Consider the following 24,603-nt stretch of genomic DNA (forward strand, 5'->3'; position numbering starts at 1 on the left):
AATGATTAAACGAATTACAAAACGATTTACACCGAAACAATATTTAGCAGAATTATTACTCGGATTGACCGCACTTTTAGGTTTATATTTAATCGTGGCATGGTCAAGCTATACGCCATTAGATAACTCTTGGTCTACAGCAAGTTTTCAAACTGAAACCATTAATAAAGCCGGTGCTTTTGGTGCTTGGTTAATTGATGCGTTTTTTGTTTTTCTCGGCTATGTCGGTCATCTCATTCCGTTTGTCATTTTTATCGTACCGATTTATTTACTGAAAACCAAAGCGGTGCATTCTCTCTCTGTAACCCGTATTGCATTACGTTCCTTTGGCTTTATTGCTCTCATTATTGGCTTAACTATGATGGCAACATTGTTACTTTCAAATACGAACTACTATCTAGCTGGTGGCGTATTTGGTGGCAGCTTAGTGGTAAATTTATATCCTACGCTCGGTAAGTTTGGCTGTATTTTAGTCGGCTTTATCTGTGCAGTTGTGGGCTTTATTTTCTGTTCCGGTGCATCATTAATTCGTTTAATTGTGAAATTCTATCATTGGCTGACAATGAAAAATCAACCGGCAGAAGAAGAGCAAGCAGAACATACTTCTGTAGATGATCTTGAACAAATTGTGATTGAGGCACCTCAACAACTTGCTTTCTCTGATTCTCAATTGGAAACTGAATCTACAGAAAATGAGAAAGAGGACGAGCCTGGAAATGCCTTTGTTAAGCCTGAGCAACTAATTAATATCAGTGGGCTATCCTCACCGAGTGTTTCAGAGCCGGCAGATGTTGAAAAATTAGAAGATAAGTTTAAAGGCTTCACGGTTGAATCTGACAATTTACCGAATGTGTCTATTTCAGCCTCTTCTTCCGTTGAATTACCAACAAAAGAAGATTTTTCAGCAACATGGAAAAACTCACAAGTGAATTCTCAAAGTGCAGATGATTCAGATGATGTTTTTGAAGAAAATGTCATACCTAAAGTGTCACTAAAAACACCTGAAAATACGACCGCACTTTATCCAACTTATGATGAATCTTTAGAATCAGACAATGATGGTTTAGAAGATGAATTAGCGCGTCAGTTTGCTGCGCAAGAGCAAGCTCGTATGCAAGAAATGGAAGTGCGAGCAAAAGCCTCAAATGCTGAAGATGCATTAAAAGTGCTCTTGAATGAGCCGACAGCTTCACCAGTTAAAGAGCGTGAAATTCATATTGAGAATGCAACTGAAACAACCTATAAGCCGTATTCTGATACGCTTATTCATCCTGCATTCCAACAGCCAACGAATAAACGTGAAAAACCAACGACACCATTACCAAGTTTAGATTTACTTGAGCATCGTCCAACGCAAGCTCAAGACATTACGCGTGAAGAAATTTTAGACACATCCGCACGCATAGAACAACAATTGAAGAATTTTAATGTCAAAGCAACGGTACAAGATGTGTTAGTTGGCCCTGTGGTGACTCGTTATGAGCTTGAATTACAACCGGGTGTAAAAGCATCCAAAGTAACAAGTATAGATACCGATTTAGCACGTGCATTGATGTTCCGTGCGATTCGTGTGGCGGAAGTGATCCCAGGCAAACCTTATATTGGTATTGAAACGCCAAATGCACACCGTCAAATAGTGCCATTGCGTGATGTGCTCGATAGTAATGAATTCCGTTCCTCAACATCATTGCTTTCAATGGCTTTGGGTAAAGATATCAGCGGAAAACCTGTTGTAGTTGATTTGGCTAAAATGCCTCACTTACTTGTTGCAGGTTCAACAGGCTCTGGTAAATCTGTTGGTGTGAATACCATGATTTTAAGTTTGCTTTTCCGTGTGACACCGGACGAAGTGAAATTTATTATGATTGACCCGAAAGTAGTTGAGCTTTCTATTTATAACGATATCCCGCACTTGCTTACCCCTGTGGTGACGGATATGAAAAAAGCGGCGAATGCATTGCGTTGGTGCGTAGATGAAATGGAACGTCGTTATCAATTATTGTCAGCCTTACGTGTGCGCAACATTGAAGGGTATAACGAAAAAATTGAAGAATATGAAAAACTCAATATGCCAATTCCAAACCCAATTTGGAAACCGGGTGATACAATGGATAAGATGCCGCCTCCATTAGAAAAATTGAGTTATATTGTCGTGATCGTTGATGAGTTTGCTGACTTAATGATGGTTGCGGGCAAACAAATTGAAGAGTTAATTGCTCGCTTAGCACAAAAAGCCCGTGCGATTGGTATTCATTTGATTTTAGCAACACAACGCCCTTCAGTAGATGTGATTACCGGGTTAATTAAAGCTAATATTCCAAGCCGTATTGCCTTTACAGTGGCAAGTAAAATTGACTCTAGAACGATTCTGGATCAAGGTGGTGCAGAAGCCTTATTAGGCCGTGGTGATATGTTATATTCAGGACAAGGCTCTTCGGATCTTGTCCGAGTACACGGTGCCTTTATGAGTGATGATGAGGTGGCGCGTGTAGCAGATGATTGGCGTGCACGTGGTAAACCAAATTATATTGATGGCATTTTAGACGGCGCGGATGATGAAGACTCTGGTGAAAAATCAACGGCAAGCAGCGGCGATCTTGATGCATTATTTGATGAAGTCGTTGAGTTTGTCTTAAGCACAGGCAATACATCGACTTCTTATGTTCAACGTAAATTTAGTGTTGGGTTTAACCGAGCAGCTCGAATTATGGATCAGCTCGAAGAACAAGGTATTTTAGGCCCAATGAAAAATGGAAAACGAGAAATTTTAGCTCGACGTTCCGAATATTAATTCTCTTAAGTTTCACTTTACAAAAAGGAAAGTAGAATGAAAAAAACATTATTAAAAATGACCGCACTTACTGCACTTTTAAGTGCAAGTAACTTTGCTTTTGCAGATGCCGCAGATGAGCTACAAAATCGCTTAAATCAAGTGACGGTATTAAGTGCTGATTTCTCGCAAACTGTGACTTCTGCTGGTGGTAAAAACGTTCAACAAGGAAGTGGAAAACTTCAAATTAAACGTCCAAATCTTTTCCGTATGGATACCAAATCACCGCAAGAAACACAAATTATTGCAGATGGTAAAACCCTTTGGTATTACGATCCATTCGTGCAACAAGTCACCGCTCAATGGGTGAAGGACGCAGTAAATAACACCCCTTTCGTGCTTTTAACCAGTAACGATAAAACTCACTGGAATCAGTATTCAGTGACGCAGAATGCGGATACCTTTGTGTTAAAGCCAAAAGCGAAAAATAGTAATATTAAACAATTTGATATTCGCGTAGATACAAATGGTGTGTTAAAAAATTTCAGCACCACAGAAAAAGATGGCCAAACCAATCTTTATGTGTTGCGTAACATTACGAATCAAACACTAGCTGATAGCTTATTCCAATTTAGCGTACCGAAAGGCGTGGAATTGGATGACCAACGTAAAGGTAAAAAATAATCCATAAGGTGTGAATGATAATCTTCACACCTTTTGCTTATTAAGGAAAGAATATGTCTAATCTTAATTTTGATTTTGCTGAAAATGACTTTCGCCCTTTAGCAGCCCGTATGCGTCCAACAAATTTGGAACAATATTATGGACAGACGCATTTAATTGGGGAAGGAAAGCCGCTTCGTAAAGCAATTCAAGCAGGGCATGTTCATTCTATGATTTTGTGGGGACCGCCGGGTACAGGTAAAACAACACTGGCGGAAATTATTGCTCATCGTATCAATGCAGAAGTTGAACGGATTTCAGCGGTAACAAGTGGCGTGAAAGAAATTCGAGAATCAATTGAGCGCGCGAAACAAAATCGACTTGCAGATCGCCAAACGATTTTATTTGTGGATGAAGTGCATCGTTTTAACAAAAGCCAACAAGATGCGTTTTTACCCCATATCGAAGATGGTACGATTATTTTTATTGGTGCGACAACGGAAAATCCTTCCTTTGAATTAAATAATGCATTGCTTTCTCGTGCGAGAGTTTATCTACTCAAGTCATTGACAGTGGCTGAAATCGAACAAGTTCTACAACAAGCGATTTCTGATCCTGAGCGAGGATTAGGTAAAGAGCGGTTAGTTTTAGAAGAGAATTTGCTACAGGTTTTAGCTGAATATGTGAATGGTGATGCTCGCCTGGCTTTAAACTGCCTTGAACTGATGGTTGATATGGCTTCTGAAACTGAAAACGGTAAAAAATTAGACCGCACTTTGTTGAAAGAAGTATTAGGTGAGAGACAAGCTCGTTTTGATAAACAAGGTGATCGCTTTTATGATTTAATTTCTGCTTTACATAAATCTATTCGAGGCTCCGCAGCAGATGCTGCGCTTTACTGGTATGCGCGAATTATCACTGCAGGCGGTGATCCTCTTTATGTTGCACGACGTTTATTAGCGATTGCATCAGAAGATGTGGGAAATGCTGATCCTCGTGCAATGCAAGTGGCTCTAGCAGCTTGGGATTGTTTTACGAGAGTGGGCGCTTATGAAGGAGAGAGAGCCATTGCGCAAGCCATTATTTATTTGGCCGTAGCGCCGAAGAGTAATGCGGTTTACAACGCATTTAATGCAGCCAAACAACATGCAAAAGATTTTCCTGATTTCGATGTGCCACCTCATTTACGTAATGCGCCAACGGCTTTAATGAAAGAATTAGGTTATGGCGCTGAATATCGTTATGCACATGATGAACCTAACGCTTATGCTGCTGGAGAAAATTACTTCCCAGCAGAACTGAAAGATACACAATATTATTTTCCAACTAATCGTGGTATGGAAATTCAAATTAAAGAAAAGATTGAGCGCTTACAAGAGCAAGATAAAAACGCATCAAAAAAACGCTATAAATAGTTTCTTCGAAAATGGTAAATATAAAAAAGTGCGGTCAAATTTGACCGCACTTTTTGTTATCACTTAAAAGCGCATTATTTTGCTGCTTTTAACTCTTGGTAATACTGTTCATAATATTGAATCGCATCACCTACATCATCTTGCCAGTAGCTTTTTTGAAGAATTTCTGCTGGTGGATAAATAGATGGATCTTCTGTAATTTCTTTTGGAAGTACTTTTTTCGCTTCAAGGTTAGCTGTTGGGTAACCGATCGCTAAAGTCAATTTCTCCGCTGCTTTTGCACCTAACAAGTAGTTAATTAACTTGTGTGCACCATCTGGGTTTCTAGAGGTTTTAGGAATCGCTAAAGTATCAACCCAAAGAACAGGACCTTCTTTTGGGAACACCATATTTAATGGCGCTTGTTCTTTTTTCGCGATACGTACAGAACCATTCCATAATTGACCTAATTCTACTTCACCAGAGATGAAAGAGTTTGCAGGGTTATCAGAATTGAAAGAAAGTACGTTTGGACGTAATTTCAATAACTCTTCATAAGCTTGCTTGATAATTGCTGGATCTTTGGTATTTGGATCTTGACCAATTTTTAATAACGCAATATTGAATACTTCACGCGCATCATCCAATAATTGGATTTTGTTTGCATATTCAGGTTTCCAGAAATCACCCCAAGAAGTGAAGTCAGAACCTTTATAGGTATTGGTATTAAATGCAATACCTGGCGCACCTAACAACTGAGGAAGTGAGTATTTATTGCCTTTGTCATAAGGTTTGTTGAGCCAATCAGGGTCTAATTCTTTGATAACAGGTAATTTACTGTGATCTAATTCTTGTAGCATACCTTCGCGTGCCATTTTAGATACGAAGTAGTTAGATGGAGCAATAACATCATAACCGCCTGCATCACCTTGGGTTTTCATTTTGGCATACATCGTCTCATTGGATTCAAGACTTGCTACGATAACTTTGATACCAGTTTCTTTTGTGAAGTCATCTAAAAGACCATCTGGTACGTATTCAGTCCAAGTATATAAGTACACAGTATCATTTGCTGGAGCCTGTGCTTTTGTTGCATCAGACTTGTTGGCTTCTTTGTCGTTACAAGCAGTTAATGTAGCGGCAACTAAACCGGCAGTAAGCAAACCTGCAAATTTTTTCATTTTTCTTTGTTCTCCGTAAAAGAGGGGTAAAAAACCACCTGCATTTATGCAGGTATAAAAAAACGCCTTGATTGTGCGTCAAGGCGTATTTTATTTGATCTTAAAAGATTTGTGAAACCTTTTTATATCAATGTTTAATGATTATTTTTGCGTGTAACTAATTGGCTTAAAATGACTAATCCTAATGAAAGCACGATCATAATTGTGGCTAATGCGTTCACTTCTGGCGTTACCCCTGTTTTAACAAGAGAGAAGATACGCAATGGTAGAATTTCATAGCTTACACCACTTACGAAAGAGGATACAACAACATCATCTAATGAAATAGTAAAGCTTAATAACCAACCTGATACCACTGCAGGTAAAGCAAGTGGTAGGATAATTTTACGCAAAATAGTGACTTCGCTAGCACCTAAATCTTTTGCCGCTTCAAGCATTCTTGCATCAAAGCCATTTAAACGCGAGAAAATCGTGACGGTAACATAAGGTAAACAGAACGTTACGTGTGCCAATAATAATGACCAGAAACCAAGCGAAATCCCTACAACCATGAATAAGGCAAGTAGAGAAACCGCCATAACGATATCTGGTGACATCATGACGATAAATAACATACCGCTTACCGCTTGTTTACCGCGGAAACGATAGCGATAAAGTGCAATCGCGGTTAAACCACCCACAATAGTTGCTAAGGTTGCGGCAAAGAAAGCGATAGTGACAGAGTGGAAAGCGGCTTGGATTAAGGTATCGTTATTAAATAAACGTTCATACCAGTTCCAGCTAAAGCCTTTCCAACTTAATCCATAACGGTCCTCGTTAAAGGAGTTAGTCACCAAGATAATAATTGGGATATACAAATAAGCGTATACCACAAACATAAAAATATTACGTAGTAAACGACTCATTATTCTAACTCCACTTTCTTATTCAATAATTTATTTGCACGATAGTAAACGAAAATCAACAATGCCATTAAGATGGTTAAACCGATACTGATCGCTGAACCAAATGGCCAGTTACGAGAAATTAAGAACTCACTCTTAATCACGTTACCGACTAATAACACTTTCGCACCACCAAGTAAGTCAGCTACGTAGAACATACCCATTGCAGGTAGTAATACTAATAAACAGCCTGCTACGATACCTGGCATGGTTAGTGGCAAAATAACACGGAAGAAACGTTGAACCGCATTCGCGCCTAAATCTCTTGCCGCTTCTAATAAACGTCCATCTAATTTTTCAATAGCAGAGTAGAGTGGAAGTATCATAAATGGTAAAAGGAGATACACTAAACCAATGATTACAGCTACTTCGGTATTTAAAATACGAATAGGCTCACTCAAAATGCCCATATCCATTAACATGGTATTTAACACACCTTTCACACCAAGGAAGACTTTCATTCCATAGATACGAATAAGTGAGTTTGTCCAGAATGGCAATACCACGAGAAATAACAAAAATGGACGATATTTCGGATTAATTTTGCTGACCATAAAGGCAAACGGATAGCCAATGAGTAAGCAAATAATCGTCGCAATGCCAGACATATACAATGAGTTCCACACTACCTGCGCATAAAGCGGATTAAACAGGTTCGCATAGTTATCTAAAGTAAATGGCAAAGCATAAAAGTCACTACCATCTCGGGTTAAAAAACTTACGGTTAAAACCAATAAGTTTGGAATTAGCACAAAGAAGATTAACCAACTGAAGATAATTGCAACAGTAATTTTCTGGAATTTATTATTGATTATCTTCATCGTTGAGTACAACCTCCCAACCTTCGTGCCATGTAATACCTACACGTTGACCAACGCTGTGATCCATATGTGGATCATCTTCGTTAAAGAACTCGCTCACTAATACGCGTTTGCCGTTGTGATCAAATTCGACTGTAGACTCAAGTGTCATCCCTTTATAGGTACGATCCACAATGCGACCAATAATTGCATTTGAGTGCTCATTTTCGTCAAGCTCTTCAATCACAATATCTTCAGGACGTAACAATACTTGTAGTTTTTGACCTTTTTCAGCAGAGATACTGGTGTGAATATCACATACACGACCTTCTACATTAGCAAGTAGCTCATCATCAGATTTACGTTCAATCACAGTTGCATCAAATACGTTAATTTCGCCGATGAAGCGAGCAACGAATAAGTTAGCTGGATCTTCATAGATTTCACGTGGTGAACCATCTTGTGCAATTTTACCTTTACGCAATAAGATGATACGGTCTGACATGGTGATTGCTTCTTCTTGATCGTGAGTAACGAAAATAAAGGTAATGCCAAGTTGACGCTGTAATTGTTTAAGTTCGTTTTGCATTTGTTTACGTAACTTATAATCCAGCGCAGATAAAGATTCATCCAGTAGCAACACTTTTGGCTTATTCACAACAGCACGAGCAATCGCGATACGTTGTTGCTGACCACCAGAAAGTTGAGCTGGTTTACGGTCGGCCATTTCCTCTAATTGCACCATACGCAATGCATCCAGAACACGAGGTTTAATCTCGCTTTCTGCCACTTTTTGCATACGCAAACCAAAAGCCACGTTATCAAAAATGGTCATATGCGGGAATAACGCATAACTTTGGAATACAGTGTTGATATGGCGTTTTTCTGCCGGGACATTGGTAATGTCCTCACCATCCAAAATAATATGACCTTCATCTAATTCTTCTAAACCCGCCAATAAACGTAAAACTGTGGTTTTACCACAGCCTGAAGGGCCAAGAATTGTGACGAATTCGCCGTTATTAATGGTTAGATTGAAATCATTAATAATTGTGTTGGAACCATAGGATTTTTTGATAGAACGAAGCTCAATAATAGGCTTGTTTTGAACCAGATTTTCCACTAGCTTTGGTTTTCTCCCTAATTTCACCAATTTTATTGGTACTGAGTAGAAATAAACCTGCAAAAATGATGCAGGGGCGACATAAAATTGAACAGATATGATATAGCGAATTGTTAATGATGAAAAGGATTTAATCGTGTTTTTAGGAAAAAATTTATCGAAAATTTAACCGCACTTTTTTCAGAAAATTTTATAACTATCCACTTTCTTGTTATATATCAAGAACTGTAACGAATTTTGGGATTAGACTAGGGTTGATATAAAGGAGAATTTAAAAATGGAAGAACATAATAACAATGAATTATTACAGCGATTTTTAACTTATGTTGCGTTTGATACGCAATCTAAATCGTCTGCAAAACATTCGCCAAGTTCAGCAGGGCAAATGAAGTTGGCTTTGCATTTGCAGCAAGAATTAATTGAACTAGGCTTACAAGATGTCAATGTGACTAAGCATGCAGTTGTCACAGCTTATTTACCTTCCAATCATCCTGATTTAACACAAACCATAGGTTTTATTTCCCACCTAGATACTTCCCCTCAATGCAGTGGTAAAAATGTTCAACCCGAAGTGATCGAAAATTATCGGGGAGGAGATATTGCATTAGGTTTAGGGGAAGAGTTTATTAGTCCCGTGTATTATCCATTTTTACATCAGCTTATTGGCAAAACCTTGATTGTGACAGATGGAACCACTTTACTTGGTGCAGATAATAAGGCCGGAATCGCAGAAATTATGACCGCACTTTCTGTCTTGCAACGGGAAAATATACCACATTGTAATATTCGAGTGGCATTTACGCCTGATGAAGAAATTGGTTTAGGAATGTATTATTTCCCATTGGATGATTTCCCTTGTGATTGGGCATATACCATCGATGGAGGAGAAGTGGGCGAGCTCGAGTATGAGAATTTTAATGCAGCAACGGCAAAAATAACCTTTAAGGGACGAGGTATTCATCCGGGGTATGCTAAAAATAAATTGGTGAATGCGCTTACATTAGCTTGTGAGTTTCAACAAGGTTTTCCAAAAGATGATGTCCCCGAAAAAACATCAGGAAAAGAGGGTTTTTTCCATCTAGATGATTTTAAAGGGGATATTGAGAAAGTTGAGCTACATTATCTCATCCGAGATTTTGACCAAGCTAAATTTGAGCAACGTAAAGCGTTTATTTATCAACTTGTAGAAAAATTTAATAGAGAGAAAAGTTTGAAGGAGCCCGTGGAATGTGTCATTGAAGATAGTTACAAAAACATGTATGACACTGTCAAAAATGTTCCACAGGCGATTAAACTTGCTGATGCAGCAATGAAAGCTTGTGGTATTACACCAAATCACAAACCAATACGGGGTGGAACCGATGGGGCATTTTTAGCGGAAAAAGGATTAGCTTGTCCAAATATCTTTACTGGCGGCTATAATTTCCATAGCAAACATGAGTTAGTGACCCTTGAAGGGATGGAAAAAGCCGTCGAAGTGGTTATAAAAATAGCAAACTGTAAAGAATTGTAAATCTGTGTAAAGAAAAAGCTTGCATTTGTCAGAATATGTCAATATAATCGCTAGCGTTTTATCGAGATTCCTTTGATAAAGCTAAACTTTAGAGATTTTATTCATAAATTCCTTTTTGGTGCTCCTAAGAAATTAGGAGCTTTTTTTTACCCTAAATTCAGATCTTTACTTCAAAAACGGATTGCTTCGTTTTTCTTGTCCAATGGTGGTGTAAGGGCCATGTCCCGCAATGACAACCATGTCATCATTTAATGTAAATAATTTATTCTTGATTGATGAGATCAATGTGTCGAAATCCCCGCGAGGGAAGTCCGTACGCCCAATACTGTTTTGGAAAAGAACATCCCCGGTAAAGGCGATATTTTTTTCATGTTCAATAAAACCAATGTGGCCAGGTGTATGACCAGGAAGATGAAGAATTTCAAAGGTAAAGGCACCAATTTGAATTTTTTCGCCTTCTTGATTAAACCAGCGATCAGGTGTAAATGCAGAAATATAAGGTAAGCCAAACTGCTGAGATTGCTGTGGTAGACTTTCAAAAAGGAAGCGATCTTCTTCCTGTGAGCCCCAGATTTCAATGTTAAAATGATCGCGAATCGCTTCAGCAGCCCCTACATGATCAAGATGGCCATGCGTTAATAAGACTGCTTTTAGGTTTAATTCTAAGTCTTCAATGCGTTGAATAAGCTTTTCCGCATTGCCACCAGGATCGATAATTGCCGCATTTTTTTCATCATCCCAAATAAGAGAGCAATTTTGCTGAAAGGCTGTAACTGGAATAATTTCAATATTCATCTTTTTTCCTTATCGTTGATAACAAAAAACCGCACTAAAGTGCGGTCTAAAATTAAACTGTTTTTTATGCACCACGCCATGTTCTTACAGGGCCAGTATCTACGTGAATAAAATTACTATACGGATAATATCCTACACCACCGCTATCAAGATTTTCAGCCGCTTGGCGTAATCTTGCTAAAGGTACACCAGGGATTTTAAAATCAATCGCTTGGCCTTTAATATGATAGCTGTTGCTTGCTACATCACGACTTTGTCTACGACGCATGGCATTTGTCGCAGCACTACGATAGCCACAAATCACATCAATTTGTGCAGTACGTAAACCTAAATCACTTTGTAAATGATAAAACTTTATGAAGAGATTCGGATCCATTCGGCGTACTTGGTCAGTACGGCGATCTCTCATGAAGTAATCAAGTTTACCAAGTAATGAACGATTAAATCCAGTTGTTGCAGAGAACTCACCGCTTAATCGTTCATTGGTGTTGACATTATAGAAGCTGAGAATGCGCGGTTTAGGGGTAGAGACCATTGCTAACACCGTACTCGGCATCATGCTCGCGCCTAAAACGATGCCGCCTAATGAAAGCCATTTACGACGATTTTTGTCAATGTTACCCATTTTTTTAGTCTCTTTTATTACCCATCTCTCACCCTAGACAACTTTTTCTTTAAAAAGTTCTAGCGTGAACATTGCTTAAAGATATTTTTTTACAACAGCCCAGTCAATGCCATTAAAAGTCGCTGCATCGTCGTATTTATAAATATCTGGTAAAACTTGTGTTTGGCCGTTTTCAACCCATGCAGTTACATAATACAAGAATACGGGATCATTTGTACGAATGCTCGCAGACGTTGTTTTCTTACTTTCTAAAACGTTACGTTTTTTATCTTCAGACCAGCCAGCTTCTTGTAACAGAATAGAGGCAAGTTGATCAGATTTTTCTACACGCACACAACCTGAGCTTAATGCACGGTCTTTTTTGCTGAATAAGCTATGATTTGGTGTATCGTGAAGATAAATTGCATCAGAGCTTGGCATATTAAATTTATAGTTACCTAATGCACTGTCGCCAGCGGCTTGACGGATACGGTATGGGAATTTATCCCCAATACTACTCCAATTAATCGAGTAAGGATCGATAGTATTACCTTTACTGTCCAAAATAGAGTAGTTGTGTGCAGCCGCGTAGCCTGGGTCACGTTTTAATTTCGGTAAAATATCTTCATTGATTAAACGTGTTGGAGCATTCCAAGGTGGATTCACCACCACATTGCTCAAACGGCTGTACATCACTGGTGTACGACGTTCATTTTTCCCTACAATAACGCGTGATTCTAAAATTGCTTTGCCATCACGATAATATTTCAATTGATAGCTTGGAATATTAACGAAAATCCCATTTTCAAAATCAGGAATAACACGTAAACGCTGAGCATTGAGAGCAAGTTTTTTACCCATCGCAGAAATACCTGAAGCTGAAATCATCGATGGAAGTGCTTGTACCGTTTCACGGTATAAACGATTATGGTTAGATAATCCATTTATAAAACCAGAAACAGCATTGTTTTTAACTGCACTTTGCCATTGGTCAATAATTTCTTGATTTGGTAATTCTGGTTTATAAGCATTCGTTGCGTATAACCAACGTTGTGCTTGTTGATTTACGTTCTTGCTGTAATACAAGTAATCAAGGAAAGCGTCACTTAACAACACATCATAGGTGAGTCCACCCGTTTTTTCAGCGTTATGTAAATTGACTAACGATTGAGCTGAACGTTTAGAAATACCAGATGCAACCATGGCGGCATATTCACGTAGGAATTGTTTCTCAGCCGCCTTGTCTTTCCACATTAGGTCATATTTATTATCGGCATATAATTTAGCCAAAATTGGTTTGAACTGTAGATCTTGCTCACCAATTTCATGCGTTAATGACATCTCTAGCATCGCTTGCTTTTCTGCGGCGAGACGAGCTTGATCTTCTTTGATTTCAGCTTCAAGTTTTGCTCGCTCTTCTGGACTTAATTTAGACATATCAACGCCTTTATTTTCGGCTTGTTGAGGCTCTCCAACTGTTTTGGCCCATTCAGCTAATGCACAACCTGACGTCATCATTGATAATGATAAGACTAATGCGCTTAATTTCATTGTTCCTTTTAACATTGCTGTACCTTTAAAAATATTCATAAAAAATAACCGCACTTCAGTTTTTTTTATCTGCTAAAGTGCGGTCAAAATAATCGTTATTTTGTTGCTTTTGCCGCTTCTTGTTTTATTTCAGCATCCACTTTTTGTTGATTCGCATTAAGTTTAACTAAATCAGCAGCCATTTTTTCCGCTTCTTTTAAGAAGAAATCAGGTGCTTCATAGTCTTTTGGCAAATCATCAATGTCTTTTAATGCTTTTTTACCTTCACGTTTAAAACGATCATTGAGATCTTTTAAACGTCTCGCATCATCTTTATCATTTTCCGCTTTGCGCTCTTGGAAATTCAATGATAAGAATTTGCGCTCACGACGTTCATCACGGATTTTAAGATCTTCATTTAAAGCAATAAATTCAGGATCTTTTGCAATACGCTCTAGATGTTTTTCATTTAATGCTTCAACATCTTTACGCGCTTTATTGGTTTCAGAATAAGTCGCTGGTGGAATTTTATCCCAAGGTAAGGCGTTATCTTCTTTTTCTTCACCAATTTCTTTGGCATCAATAATTTCAGGGAAATTAATATCTGCTGCGACACCTTTTAATTGGGTTGAACCACCATTAATTCGATAGAATTTTTGGATAGTATATTGCAATACACCAAGTGGTGTTTGGTCTAAATCATAAACAAAGTTTAATGAACGACTTTGTTGCACGGTACCTTTACCAAAGGTATTTTGCCCAATAATGATACCACGATTGTAATCTTGCATTGCCGCAGCAAAAATTTCAGAAGCTGATGCACTGAAACGATTAATCATTACCAACAATGGCCCTTTATATTGCTGAGCATTGTCATCATCTTCGTGTACACGAATACGTTGATACGCATCTCGTACTTGTACTACAGGACCGTCAGTGATGAATAAACCGCTTAATGCCACGGCTTCTGTTAATGCACCGCCGCCATTCTCACGAAGATCCACAATTAAAGCGCCAATTTTTTTCTTCTCAGCATCTACTAATAATTTTTTCACATCATCAGTTAAGCCAATGTAGAAACTTGGAATTTTAATGACGCCAACGGTTTCACCATCTACCTTAGAAACAGTAAGTTTTGCGGCTTGGTCTTCAATACGGACTTTATCGCGAACTAAGGTAACAATACGGCTTTTTCCACCTTTTGCAGGTTCAATTTCAAGACGAACTTTTGTTCCTTTTTTACCTTTGATTTTGTCAACGATATCTTCTAAACGCCATCCGATAATATCTTCGATTTCGCCTTTTTCTTGCCCCACACCAATGATTTTATCGCCCGCTTGTAATTTCTTACTGCGTTCAGCCGGCGCACCTGGTACTAAAGACTTAATACTGGTTTCGTCATCTTCAGATTGTAATGTTGCACCAATCCCTTCTAAAGAAAGGTTCATGCTTTCATTAAAGCTTTTTGCAGTACGTGGCGCAAGGTAGCTTGTATGTGGGTCGATTTCTCGAGCAAAAGCATTAATATAAATTTGAACAATATCATCCGCTTTAGTTTGAGTTAATCGACGAATCGCTAAATTGTAACGTTTAGTGAGCTTTTCTTTAATTTCAGGCCATTTTTTATCTTTTAATTTCAGGCTGATTACATCATTTTTGACGCGTTCTTCCCAAAGCTTATTCGCTTCTTCTTCCGTTGCTGGGAAAGCGGCTTTTTCACGATCGATCTCAATTTGATCATTACCTTTTAAATCTGGTTCTTTATCCAATAGAGATAGAGCATAAGCATAACGCTCATAACGACGTTTCATCATCAGATCGTAAATAGCAAATGCGGCTGAAAGATCGCCCTCATTAAGTTGGTCATCTAATTTTGAGCCATATTTAGCACGCAAATCATCAATATCTGATTTTAAAAAGGTGTTATGGCTATAGTCTAAACTTTTAATATAACGATCAAAAATCTTTTCGGAAAAGGCGTCGTCAAGCTGGAATTTACGATAATGTGATTGGGTTAAACGTGTCGTTGCACGCTTAGTTGCTAACTGATTTGCATCAGTTGCCGAAGGAATCGTAATATCACTTTGCTTTAATTTCGGCTGTACAGCAAATGTGTCAGACGAATGAAGAAATAACGCACCTAAAATTGCTGTCGCAATAAGACTTTTGGTTGTATGTAATTTCATTTAACCTTTCCCGATAAGAAATAAATTATTAGGCAAATAAACGATCTGCGGTGACTGTCATCACTAAACCATTTTCAAGTTCTACGCGTGCGCCATCTTTTTCCACATTTAATACGGTCGCATTTTTCGCTTGTTCAGCCACTTTCACTTTCACTTTGCTACCTGCAGAAAGTGTGGTGAAATCAACCGCACTTAGTTTTACTTGTGGTGCTTTTGGTTTGCGAGTTGCTTGATTTGAATTTGGTTTACGAGCAGGTCGTTTTTGTTGTGCTTTTTTCGCTGCTAATTCTGCTTTGCGTTTTTCTGCAAATTTAGCTTTTGCTTCTGCTAATTGTTGCGCCGCATGAGAAACGTGTTCTGCGTCTAATACACCAGCAGGGTTGCCGTATAAATCCACACGCTCAGCTCCTTCACGGCAGCCGTGTAAATAGCGCCAGTTAGAAGTGTATTGACGTAAAGCCTGACGTAATTGAGTTTTGCTGACACGTTCATCATCTTTTAATGCTTCTGCAAGATCTTGGAAAAGACCAATTTTTAATGGTTTTGCTTCACCTTCTGCAATAAAGCAAAGCGGGAATTTTTCCACAAGATATGCAATAATCGCTTTTGTATCAGTTAATTTTTGAACGCCTTCAGCATTATTTTCAGCTTGGGCTTCAACTTGAGAATCTGTCATTTCTGCGTTTTCCTAGGATAAAAATAAAAACTTGCACAGTTTACCGCACTTTTATAAGGATTGACAATGGTTGGGCGGAATAATTCCGTTTCTAGTACAGATGTATAACTTCACAAATCCCCTCAATTAAGGCTAAAATAGTCCACTTTTTAAATTTTTGATGAAATAATGACAAAAACACCTGATTTTACTCATGCTACTTATAAACTTGTGCGTTGCATAGGATGCGATGCAACGGTGTCTGTTTGTCGTCCTCAAGAAGGGGAATACGCGCAATGTCCGCGTTGCCATCATAAATTGCAATCGGGAAGTCGTTGGTCACTTAAACGTTGTTCATTAATCGCCCTTTCTATCTTAATTTTAATGCCATTTGCTTTAGGCTATCCTTTATTGAGCTTAGATTTACTAGGTACCAAAATTGATGCTTCTGTTTGGAAAGGGATTTGGAAAATGGCAGTAGAGGGATATTCCTATACTGCATTTATGATTTTCATCTGTGCTGTTTTAATGCCTGTCTCTTTTGCAATTTTAGTCATTATGTTGCAGATTTCTAAATTACTCAAAATTAAGCCTCGTAATGTCTTATTATTTGTGGGTTATATTAAGCCTTGGGTGATGTTCGACGTCTATTTAGTTGCACTGGCTGTCACTATGTTTAAAGTGCGTGAATATGCCACATTAGAAGTGGATGTGTATTTAATTGCTTTTGTTTTTACTGCACTTTTAACCACTTTATTATTCATTAAAATTAATTTAGATGATTTATGGCATGATTTTTATCCCGATCAGAAACCGGTTACCAAAAGTGATAAACCGTTAGAGCTTTGTACCGCTTGCGATTACACTTTTTTAAAAGAAGATCAACAATACGATCACCGTCATCGAGCCATTTGCCCACGTTGTGCATCGCTTATTGAAATACCAGAGAGTGTAAAATTACAACGTGTTTGGGCGACATTAGTGGCGGGGATTATCATGCTTTTCCCTGCAAACTTGCTCCCAATATCTGGCGTTTATTTGACAGGAAGTTTGTCACAAGATACCTTGATGTCGGGTGTAATGTCATTTATAAGCATGGGCAGCTATTTTGTTGCTTTCGTGGTATTCTTCGCCAGTATTTTTGTGCCCGTAAGCAAAATCCTCATTATGTTGTATTTACTGGCAAGCGTGCATTTTAAATGGAGACATTCAATTAAATGGCAAATGCGGCTATTACATATCGTTCACTTTGTAGGACGTTGGTCAATGCTGGATCTTTTTGTGCTAGCCTTGATGATGTCTCTAGTAACACGCGGACAGATTATTAATTTTACTGTAGGCCCTGCGGCATTTTATTTCGGTGCAGCAGTGTTTTTAACTATGATTTCAACTTCTCAGTTTGATAGTCGATTAATTTGGAAAATTTATGACAGAAAACAATAAACCAGAATCTCAATCTATTGATGAGCAATCTAACAATGTAGAAGCGTTATTACGTAAGAATAAACGCATCTCACCGTTTTGGTTGTTACCTTTTATCGCATTATGTATTGGTGCCATTTTATTTTTCCAAATTGTACAAGAACGAGGAAAGACTATTACGATCACGTTCTCTAATGGGGCAGGGCTCGTTGCAGATAAAACCCCTATTCGCTATCAAGGTTTGCAAATTGGTGTCGTGAAGAAGGTTAACTTTACCGACAATATGCAAAAAGTGAAAGTTGAGGCAAATATTTATTCTGAAGCAACAGAAGTGTTAAAAGAGAATACCAAGTTCTGGCTTGTTCAGCCAAGTGTGTCTCTTGCAGGTATTTCAGGCTTAGATTCTTTGGTTTCAGGAAATTATATTACCCTCCAACCAGGTGATGGTGATTCAGAAGATGAATTTATTGCGGAAGAGCAAGGCCCTATTGCACAAGTCAATCCTGGGGATTTATTAATTCATTTAATTTCAGATGACTTAGGTTCAATTTCGATCGGTGCTTCTGTGTATTTCAAAAAAATGCCAGTCGGGAAAATTTATGATTACCGATTCAATAAAGACAATAAAGTTGAAATTGATGTGGTGATTGATAAAGCCTTCGCGCATTTTGTGAAGAAAGATTCACGTTTCTGGAATATTAGCGGTATTAACGCCAACATTAATTCATCTGGTATGAATGTGGCAGTGGAAAGTTTAAATGCAGTGGTGCAAGGTGCCGTATCATTCGACTCGCCATCAGATAGCCCGCAAGCGGTGACTAATAGCAATTATATCCTTTATTCTAATTTACAAGCGGCTAAACGCGGGATTGAAGTTGAAGTGACTCTACCTGTTTCAGCAGGTTTACAAGCAGGACAAACTTCAGTTTATTATGGTGATGAGCAAGTTGGTTTGCTTTCGTCTTTAAGAACCGTCGAAAATAATGAAGATATTTTACAAGGGACATTATTAATTGAGCCAAGTCAGGCTAATCTCTTAAAAACCAATACGCACATTGTGTTGAAAAGTCGCAAGTTAGATTTAGGTGATATTGCCAATCCACAGAAATTCTTCCGTGGTGATTATTTCGAAATTATTCCAGGAAGTGGAGAAAGCAAAACGCAATTCGAAGTCATTCGAGAAAATGAGTTATTACTCAAAGCACCAAATACCTTGGTTTTGACCTTAACGGCACCAGAGACTTATGGTATCGCGGAAGGACAATCGGTGTTTTATAACAATATTGCCATTGGGCAAATTGTGAAGCAGCACTTAAATGTTGATGGTGTCAAATTTGAAGTGGCGATTGCGTCAGAGTATCGCAATCTTATTCATGAAAACACTCAGTTTGTCGCTGCCTCTAATTTTGATGTGAGTTTGAGTATTGATGGCTTACGTTTTGAATCTGCGACACCATCAAAATGGTTGCAAGGTGGCGTGCGTGTCTTAGCGAAAAAAGGAAATGGCGCACCGCATTCTACCTATCCACTTTATAAGGATATTAGCAGTGCAGAAACAGGTGTTACGGGCAACTTAGTGAATCCAACGATTGTGTTACATTCCACGAATTTGCCAAGTATTAGTAAAGGTTCTGTGGTGCTTTATCGTCAGTTTGAAGTGGGTAAAATTATTAACGTAAGACCAAAAGCCAATAATTTTGATATTGATGTGTACATTTATCCGGCTTATCAAGATCTTCTAACAGATAAAAGCGTATTCTGGGTTGAAAGTGCGGCACAGATTGATATTACGCCGAAAGGCATTAGTATCCAAGCTTCACCGGTTGCTCGTTCATTAAAAGGCGCAATTAGTTTTGATAATACGGGTTCAGGCAAAAATAAAACACTTTATCCAAGTGAACTTCGAGCTAAATCAGCTGGGCAAGTGATTACGTTAATAACAGATGATGCAACCGCTTTAAGTAAAGGAATGAGTTTGCGTTATCTTGGTATGAATGTTGGTGAGGTTGAGCAGATTGCCCTTGATCAAAAAACAAATCGTATCACAGCAAAAGCATTAATTAACCCAAGTTATATGGGCATGATTGCAAAAGAGGGGACGGTATTTAAAGTGATTTCCCCACAAATCTCAGCGGGTGGAATTGAAAACTTAGATAGCCTTTTACAGCCTTACATTGATATTGAATTAGGTAAAGGTCCATCAAAAACACAGTTTAATTTAGCGCAAACCGCACAACCTCGAAATAAATACAGCAATGGCGTGCCATTTATTTTGGAAACGAGTGATGCGATGAATTTAACGGAAGGATCACCTGTGCTTTATCGCGGTGTTGAAGTGGGAACCGTTCGTAAGTTTGAATTGAATTCTTTAGGCGATCGTGTGTTGGTACATATTGCGATTACACCGAAGTATCAACATTTAGTACGCAAAAATTCAGAGTTCTGGGTTTCATCAGGTTATGATTTCAACCTTGGTTGGAAAGGCGCAGAGTTTAATACCGGTAGTGTACAGCAATTGTTGAAAGGTGGAATTTCGTTCTCGACCCCGTCGGGTACGATCGTGCAACCGCAAGCAACGGCAAATCAGCGCTTTATGTTGCAAGTGAAGAAACCAGCTGAAGCACCAACTTGGAATTCGGGTGCTTTACCGGTAAATTAATAAAACATAAAAAGAAATAACCGCACTTTTGAATCATCAAAGTGCGGTTATTTTTTTAGGTATTTTGAATAGTGCTATTGCCCCATATTTTTGAGTGATTTTAAAAAGCCCTTGGCTGAAGTATAGACTTCATCTTTGCCCTGAGCATGTAAAATCATATCGGACATTTCACGGAATGCACCCTTCCCGCCGCTAAGTGAAAGTATATAATCCACAGCATTTTGCACATAAGGCGCAGAGTCTGCCACAGCAAAAGAAAGGCCACAGGTTGCAAAAGCAGGGAGATCGACGCTGTCATCGCCAATATAGGCAGTTTGTTCTGCCGTAACACCAGCTTGTTTCATAAGATCCAAACAAGCACTTTCTTTTTCAAGCTTACCTAAAAAGAACAATTTAATTCCGAGATCACTAATTCGCTTACGTAAAATCGCCGAATCTCTGCCCGATAATACGGCGACTTGAATACCTGCATCCATCAACATTTTGACACCAAGACCATCACGAACGTGGAAACTCTTAATCGCTTCACCATTCGCATCGTAATGGAGTAGACCATCAGTTAATACGCCATCGACATCGGTGATGACCAATTTAATTTTCTTTAATTTTTCGTTAATCATTAGCTTGAGAACTCCACTAACCCCACAACATTATTTTCATCATTGACCACAACAAGAGAGTGAATTTTCTTCTCTTTCATCAAGTCTTCCGCTTTCGCTAAGAATTCATTTTCATGAATAGTTTTCGGTGACGAGGTCATCAGTTCTTTCGCGGTTTTATTAAGCGTGTCAGCACCATTAGCGGTTAATGCTCGGCGCACATCACCATCGGTAATAATGCCTTTAAGTTGTTGGTTTTCCATCACTAATGCCACACCCATACGACCTTCATTCATAATGCTTAAACAATCAGTGAAGCTGGTATCTGGTGTCGTAATTGGTAGGCGAGTTTGCATTTGATCTTTCACTTTGCATAACAAACGACGACCAAGACTTCCACCTGGATGGAATTTCGCAAAATCAGCTGGTTGGAAATGGCGAGCAGTAATCAATGAAACCGCAAGGGCATCGCCTAAGGCTAAAGTCACTAACGCAGAAGTGGTTGGAGCGAGGTTGTTTGGACAGACTTCACGCTCTACGGTGATATCTAAAACATAATCCGCATGGTGAGCAAGTGTCGAGTTTTTATTACTGGTTAAAGCAATAATTTTATTACCAAAGTTTTTCAAACTTGGAATGAGTTTATTTACATCATCGGTTTCACCGCTATAAGAAATCAGCATCACGATGTCGATCGGTTTTAACATACCTAAATCACCATGAAAGGCTTCGGTCGGGTGAAGGAAGAAACTTGGGGTTCCCGTGGAAGCAAAAGTCGCCACCATTTTTTTGCCGATTAGCCCTGATTTACCAATACCACCGATAACTAAACGACCTTCGCAAGCAAGGATAAGATCCACAACTTGAGAAAACTCATCACCTAAGCGTTGGCTTAGTTGTGTGAGCGCTTGGCTTTCAACAGAAAGGGTTTCTCGTGCGATTTGTAAATAATTCATAGGAAATCCTTATAATAGAAGTGCGGTTGAAAATAACCGTATTTTATGGGGCTATTCTAACGGAAGTTATTAAAAATAAGAATGAAAATTTGACCGCTCTTTGAATTCCCCCTATACTACGCCGCGAGTTGGTTAGACAATCGCTGGTTTATTGAAGCCCTTAACCGTGTTCGCACGACCTAGTGGGACAAGTAAACGAGAGGAAAGTCCGAGCTACAAAGGGCAGAGTGCCGGATAACGTCCGGGCGGCGTGAGCCGACGACCAGTGCAACAGAGAGCAGACCGCCGTGAAAACGGTAAGGGTGAAAGGGTGTGGTAAGAGCACACCGTGCCGTTGGTAACAACGTGCAGCAAGGTAAACTCCACTCGTAGCAAGACCAAATAGGAACTCAATGGGTGGCCCGTCCAGAGTTCGGGTAGGTTGCTTGAGCGGCAGAGTAATTTGTCGCCTAGAGGAATGATTGTCCACGACAGAACTCGGCTTATCGACCAACTCAATAAATTCATCAAAAATGACCGCACTTTTGTTTTTTCGTTATCCTACTCGGGATGGAATGAATAAAAGTGCGGTCATTTCCTTTTGTGTTTTACCACAAGCTCATTTGTTCTAAATGGCTTTCTTCCGGTAAATTCACGTGTAATCCAACGAGACGAATGGATTTTCCGTGGCTACGTTGCCAAATTTGTTCCAGTAATTGTTGAAAGCTTTTTAGTGATAAAGGCAAGCCAGTTTTTTCTAAGGTCGTCACCTGAAAATCTTCAAACTTTAATTTCACCCCAATTTTGCGAAAAGCAGTTAAAGGGATATTCGGTGCACTTCGTTCAATGCGACGAATAAGCTCGGTATAGAGATTATCTAGCAATGCTATGCCTTGTTCGAGATGACGAATATTTTCGGATAAAGTGCGTTCTACGCCGATAGATTTTCTCTCCCGATGCGCTTGAATTTCACGATCATCAATGCCATGGCTAAAATCCCAAATTCGCTTGCCCATTTTACCGAAGATATTTAACAAAATAGATTGGTCGAGTTTTTGTACATCTTCGCAAGTTTCTAATCCCATTTTTAATAAACGTTCAGAAGTGACTTTGCCTACGCCAGGGATTTTTTTTAATGGCAGTGTTTTTACAAATTGTTCAACTTCATGAGGTTGAATCACAAATTGTCCGTTCGGTTTATTCATATCGGAAGCAATTTTGGCGAGAAATTTAAGGGGGGCAACGCCAGCTGAGTCGGTCAGTTTTAATTCATCAAAAATCGCTTGGCGAATTTCTTGTGCGATCCAAGTGGCAGATCCTGAACATTGTGTACAATCCGTGACATCCAAATAAGCTTCATCTAATGAAAGTGGCTCAATGATAGAAGTATAGCGTTGAAAGATCTGATGAATTTGTGCGGATACCTGTTTATAAAGCGGCATATTAACGGGCACTAAAATCAGATTAGGGCATTTTTTGATGGCTTGTGCCGTAGGCATCGCACTGTGTAGCCCAAATTTTCGAGCTTCATAATTACAGGTGGTGAGCACACCACGTTGTCGAGAACTTCCTCCCACAGCAACAGGTTTACCCTGTAGCGTTGGATTTTCACGGATTTCAACAGAGGCATAAAAGCAATCCATGTCAATGTGAATGATTTTTCGGGTGGAGTTCATGCTATAAGTGTGGTCAAAATTAGGCGTGTTTTTAGTATATCGAAAAGAAAATAACTGTTCAACCATACAGTAATTAAAGAGCCCACATTACGTGGGCTAGAGAAGAGAATTAACGATCTGAGAGAACGGTTTTATCACCAAACAGGATAACGCGTTCAATAGGATAAACATCAATTTTTTCTTGTTGGTTCATAAAGACTTTGCGTGCGTCTTCAGCCAATTGAACAAACGGAATTTGTAAATTAATATTGATGGATTTGCCTGGTTGTAATGGAGTTTCTAAATTGATTTGCATATCTTGGCTGTAAATAACTTTACGGTTATTCACATATACGCCCACCCATTGAATGTTTTTGATTGGTTTTTGACCAATGTTAGTGATTTCATGTTTGAATGCACTTAACGCTTGGCCATTTTCATCAACCACCATTTCACGATTACCAATATTGATGGCAAGGTATTTGTCGATGTTATCACTCGCTTTTACCGCTTGTTGTTGGGGTTGTGTTGCTTTTTCGGGTGTTGCTTCTTTTGCAATAACTTGTGTGTTAAATGCTAAACATAATGCACCTAATGAAAGTGCGGTCAGAGATTTTAATGTTTTCATTATTCGATTCCTTATAAAAAAGTGGCAAAATTTTACCCTAACTTCTCAGGTTAATAAATAGCTTCTTTTCCTTTCTTAGATTTTTTGATAAACTGCCGAACGATTTTGGGGCTGATTCTGGATTCGACGGGATTAGCGAAGCCCAAGGTGCACGTCGAGGTGCGGTAGGCCTCGTAAATAAACCGCAAAAAAATAGTCGCAAACGACGAACAATACGCTTTAGCAGCTTAATAACCTGCTCATAGCCTTCGCTCCCCAGCTTCCGCTCGTAAGACGGGGATAAAGCGGAGTCAAACCAAAACGAGATCGTGTGGAAGCCGCTGTTTGAGGATCGAAGCACTAAATTGAATCAAACTAGCTTAAGTTTAGCGTGTCTGTCCGCATGCTTAAGTGAAATTAAAGACGAGACTAAACGTGTAGTACTGAAGGTAGAGTAATTTCGGACGCGGGTTCAACTCCCGCCAGCTCCACCACAAAACAAGATCTAAAAAGATCACAAACTGTCAAATTTATTGAAAAATCAATAGTTTGACCGTTTTTGTTTTGT

At 38.9% G+C, this 24,603-nt stretch carries 19 protein-coding genes and 2 other RNA genes; 8 read left to right on the top strand and 13 right to left on the bottom strand.

All coding sequences use genetic code 11. The annotated features are described in order from the left end of the window. Position 1 precedes the first annotated feature (1 nt). The 3 genes from HMPREF2750_RS01010 to HMPREF2750_RS01020 are packed head-to-tail and all read left to right on the top strand — an operon-like array spanning position 2 to position 4,848. Positions 2–2,791, top strand: a complete 2,790-nt coding sequence (locus HMPREF2750_RS01010; RefSeq protein WP_070582235.1) for a DNA translocase FtsK — start codon at positions 2–4, stop codon at positions 2,789–2,791. 36 nt (positions 2,792–2,827) lie between these two features. Beyond that, positions 2,828–3,454, top strand: coding sequence for an outer membrane lipoprotein periplasmic chaperone LolA (gene lolA / locus HMPREF2750_RS01015; RefSeq protein WP_070582236.1), 627 nt, complete (start codon positions 2,828–2,830; stop codon positions 3,452–3,454). Positions 3,455–3,507: 53 nt separating this feature from the next. Beyond that, positions 3,508–4,848, top strand: coding sequence for a replication-associated recombination protein A (locus HMPREF2750_RS01020; protein ID WP_070582237.1), 1,341 nt, complete (start codon positions 3,508–3,510; stop codon positions 4,846–4,848). Positions 4,849–4,922: 74 nt separating this feature from the next. On the opposite strand, the gene HMPREF2750_RS01025 is transcribed toward HMPREF2750_RS01020, so the two are convergent. The 4 genes from HMPREF2750_RS01025 to potA form a co-directional block, all read right to left on the bottom strand. After that, the gene (locus HMPREF2750_RS01025) at positions 4,923–6,008 is read right to left on the bottom strand and encodes an extracellular solute-binding protein (protein ID WP_070582238.1); all 1,086 of its coding nucleotides are present in this window, start codon (positions 6,006–6,008) and stop codon (positions 4,923–4,925) included. A gap of 134 nt (positions 6,009–6,142) precedes the next feature. Continuing rightward, the gene (gene potC, locus HMPREF2750_RS01030) at positions 6,143–6,913 is read right to left on the bottom strand and encodes a spermidine/putrescine ABC transporter permease PotC (protein WP_005695832.1); all 771 of its coding nucleotides are present in this window, start codon (positions 6,911–6,913) and stop codon (positions 6,143–6,145) included. After that, positions 6,913–7,773, bottom strand: a complete 861-nt coding sequence (potB, locus tag HMPREF2750_RS01035) for a spermidine/putrescine ABC transporter permease PotB (RefSeq protein ID WP_005698572.1) — start codon at positions 7,771–7,773, stop codon at positions 6,913–6,915. The genes potC and potB overlap by 1 nt, the downstream gene beginning before the upstream one ends. Beyond that, positions 7,757–8,875, bottom strand: coding sequence for a spermidine/putrescine ABC transporter ATP-binding protein PotA (gene potA / locus HMPREF2750_RS01040; RefSeq protein ID WP_070582239.1), 1,119 nt, complete (start codon positions 8,873–8,875; stop codon positions 7,757–7,759). The genes potB and potA overlap by 17 nt, the downstream gene beginning before the upstream one ends. Before the next feature lie 277 nt (positions 8,876–9,152). On the opposite strand from potA, the gene pepT reads away from it, so the two are divergent. Beyond that, the gene (gene pepT, locus HMPREF2750_RS01045) at positions 9,153–10,388 is read left to right on the top strand and encodes a peptidase T (protein ID WP_070582240.1); all 1,236 of its coding nucleotides are present in this window, start codon (positions 9,153–9,155) and stop codon (positions 10,386–10,388) included. 165 nt (positions 10,389–10,553) lie between these two features. Here pepT and HMPREF2750_RS01050 read toward each other — a convergent pair whose 3' ends face one another. The 5 genes from HMPREF2750_RS01050 to proQ form a co-directional block, all read right to left on the bottom strand. Beyond that, positions 10,554–11,183 carry an MBL fold metallo-hydrolase gene (locus tag HMPREF2750_RS01050; RefSeq protein WP_070582241.1) on the bottom strand — a complete coding sequence of 210 codons (630 nt, stop codon included), beginning with the start codon at positions 11,181–11,183 and terminating at the stop codon, positions 10,554–10,556. Between the two features lie 64 nt (positions 11,184–11,247). Next, positions 11,248–11,808, bottom strand: coding sequence for a peptidoglycan L,D-endopeptidase MepK (locus HMPREF2750_RS01055; RefSeq protein ID WP_070582242.1), 561 nt, complete (start codon positions 11,806–11,808; stop codon positions 11,248–11,250). A 75-nt stretch (positions 11,809–11,883) separates the two neighbouring features. Continuing rightward, positions 11,884–13,353 carry a L,D-transpeptidase family protein gene (locus HMPREF2750_RS01060; RefSeq protein WP_070582467.1) on the bottom strand — a complete coding sequence of 490 codons (1,470 nt, stop codon included), beginning with the start codon at positions 13,351–13,353 and terminating at the stop codon, positions 11,884–11,886. An 80-nt stretch (positions 13,354–13,433) separates the two neighbouring features. After that, entirely contained in the window at positions 13,434–15,503 is a 2,070-nt protein-coding gene (prc, locus tag HMPREF2750_RS01065) for a carboxy terminal-processing peptidase (protein WP_070582243.1), read from the bottom strand. Positions 15,504–15,531: 28 nt separating this feature from the next. Next, positions 15,532–16,179 (bottom strand): RNA chaperone ProQ, encoded by a 648-nt coding sequence (proQ, locus tag HMPREF2750_RS01070; RefSeq protein ID WP_005698557.1) that lies wholly within the window; start codon positions 16,177–16,179, stop codon positions 15,532–15,534. A gap of 168 nt (positions 16,180–16,347) precedes the next feature. On the opposite strand from proQ, the gene HMPREF2750_RS01075 reads away from it, so the two are divergent. Both HMPREF2750_RS01075 and HMPREF2750_RS01080 read left to right on the top strand, forming a co-directional pair. Next, positions 16,348–17,601 (top strand): paraquat-inducible protein A, encoded by a 1,254-nt coding sequence (locus tag HMPREF2750_RS01075; RefSeq protein WP_032822728.1) that lies wholly within the window; start codon positions 16,348–16,350, stop codon positions 17,599–17,601. After that, positions 17,585–20,239: a PqiB family protein gene (locus tag HMPREF2750_RS01080; RefSeq protein ID WP_070582244.1), complete on the top strand. Its 2,655-nt coding sequence runs from the start codon at positions 17,585–17,587 to the stop codon at positions 20,237–20,239. The genes HMPREF2750_RS01075 and HMPREF2750_RS01080 overlap by 17 nt, the downstream gene beginning before the upstream one ends. A gap of 74 nt (positions 20,240–20,313) precedes the next feature. Here the strand turns inward: HMPREF2750_RS01080 and HMPREF2750_RS01085 are convergent, their stop codons facing one another. Continuing rightward, the gene (locus tag HMPREF2750_RS01085) at positions 20,314–20,859 is read right to left on the bottom strand and encodes a KdsC family phosphatase (RefSeq protein WP_070582245.1); all 546 of its coding nucleotides are present in this window, start codon (positions 20,857–20,859) and stop codon (positions 20,314–20,316) included. Then, positions 20,859–21,794 (bottom strand): KpsF/GutQ family sugar isomerase, encoded by a 936-nt coding sequence (locus tag HMPREF2750_RS01090; protein WP_070582246.1) that lies wholly within the window; start codon positions 21,792–21,794, stop codon positions 20,859–20,861. The genes HMPREF2750_RS01085 and HMPREF2750_RS01090 overlap by 1 nt, the downstream gene beginning before the upstream one ends. 124 nt (positions 21,795–21,918) lie before the next feature. Here HMPREF2750_RS01090 and rnpB point away from each other — a divergent pair. Then, positions 21,919–22,295, top strand: an RNA gene (gene rnpB / locus HMPREF2750_RS01095) — RNase P RNA component class A. Between the two features lie 86 nt (positions 22,296–22,381). On the opposite strand, the gene dinB is transcribed toward rnpB, so the two are convergent. Beyond that, positions 22,382–23,449 carry a DNA polymerase IV gene (gene dinB / locus HMPREF2750_RS01100; RefSeq protein WP_070582468.1) on the bottom strand — a complete coding sequence of 356 codons (1,068 nt, stop codon included), beginning with the start codon at positions 23,447–23,449 and terminating at the stop codon, positions 22,382–22,384. A gap of 109 nt (positions 23,450–23,558) precedes the next feature. Beyond that, a complete protein-coding gene (locus HMPREF2750_RS01105) occupies positions 23,559–24,056 on the bottom strand; it encodes a hypothetical protein (RefSeq protein WP_070582247.1) in 498 nt (165 codons plus the stop codon). A gap of 107 nt (positions 24,057–24,163) precedes the next feature. On the opposite strand from HMPREF2750_RS01105, the gene ssrA reads away from it, so the two are divergent. After that, positions 24,164–24,529, top strand: a transfer-messenger RNA (tmRNA) gene (ssrA, locus tag HMPREF2750_RS01110). Positions 24,530–24,603: the final 74 nt, after the last annotated feature.

The organism is Haemophilus sp. HMSC066D02, assembly GCF_001810545.1.
Taxonomy (GTDB): domain Bacteria; phylum Pseudomonadota; class Gammaproteobacteria; order Enterobacterales; family Pasteurellaceae; genus Haemophilus_D.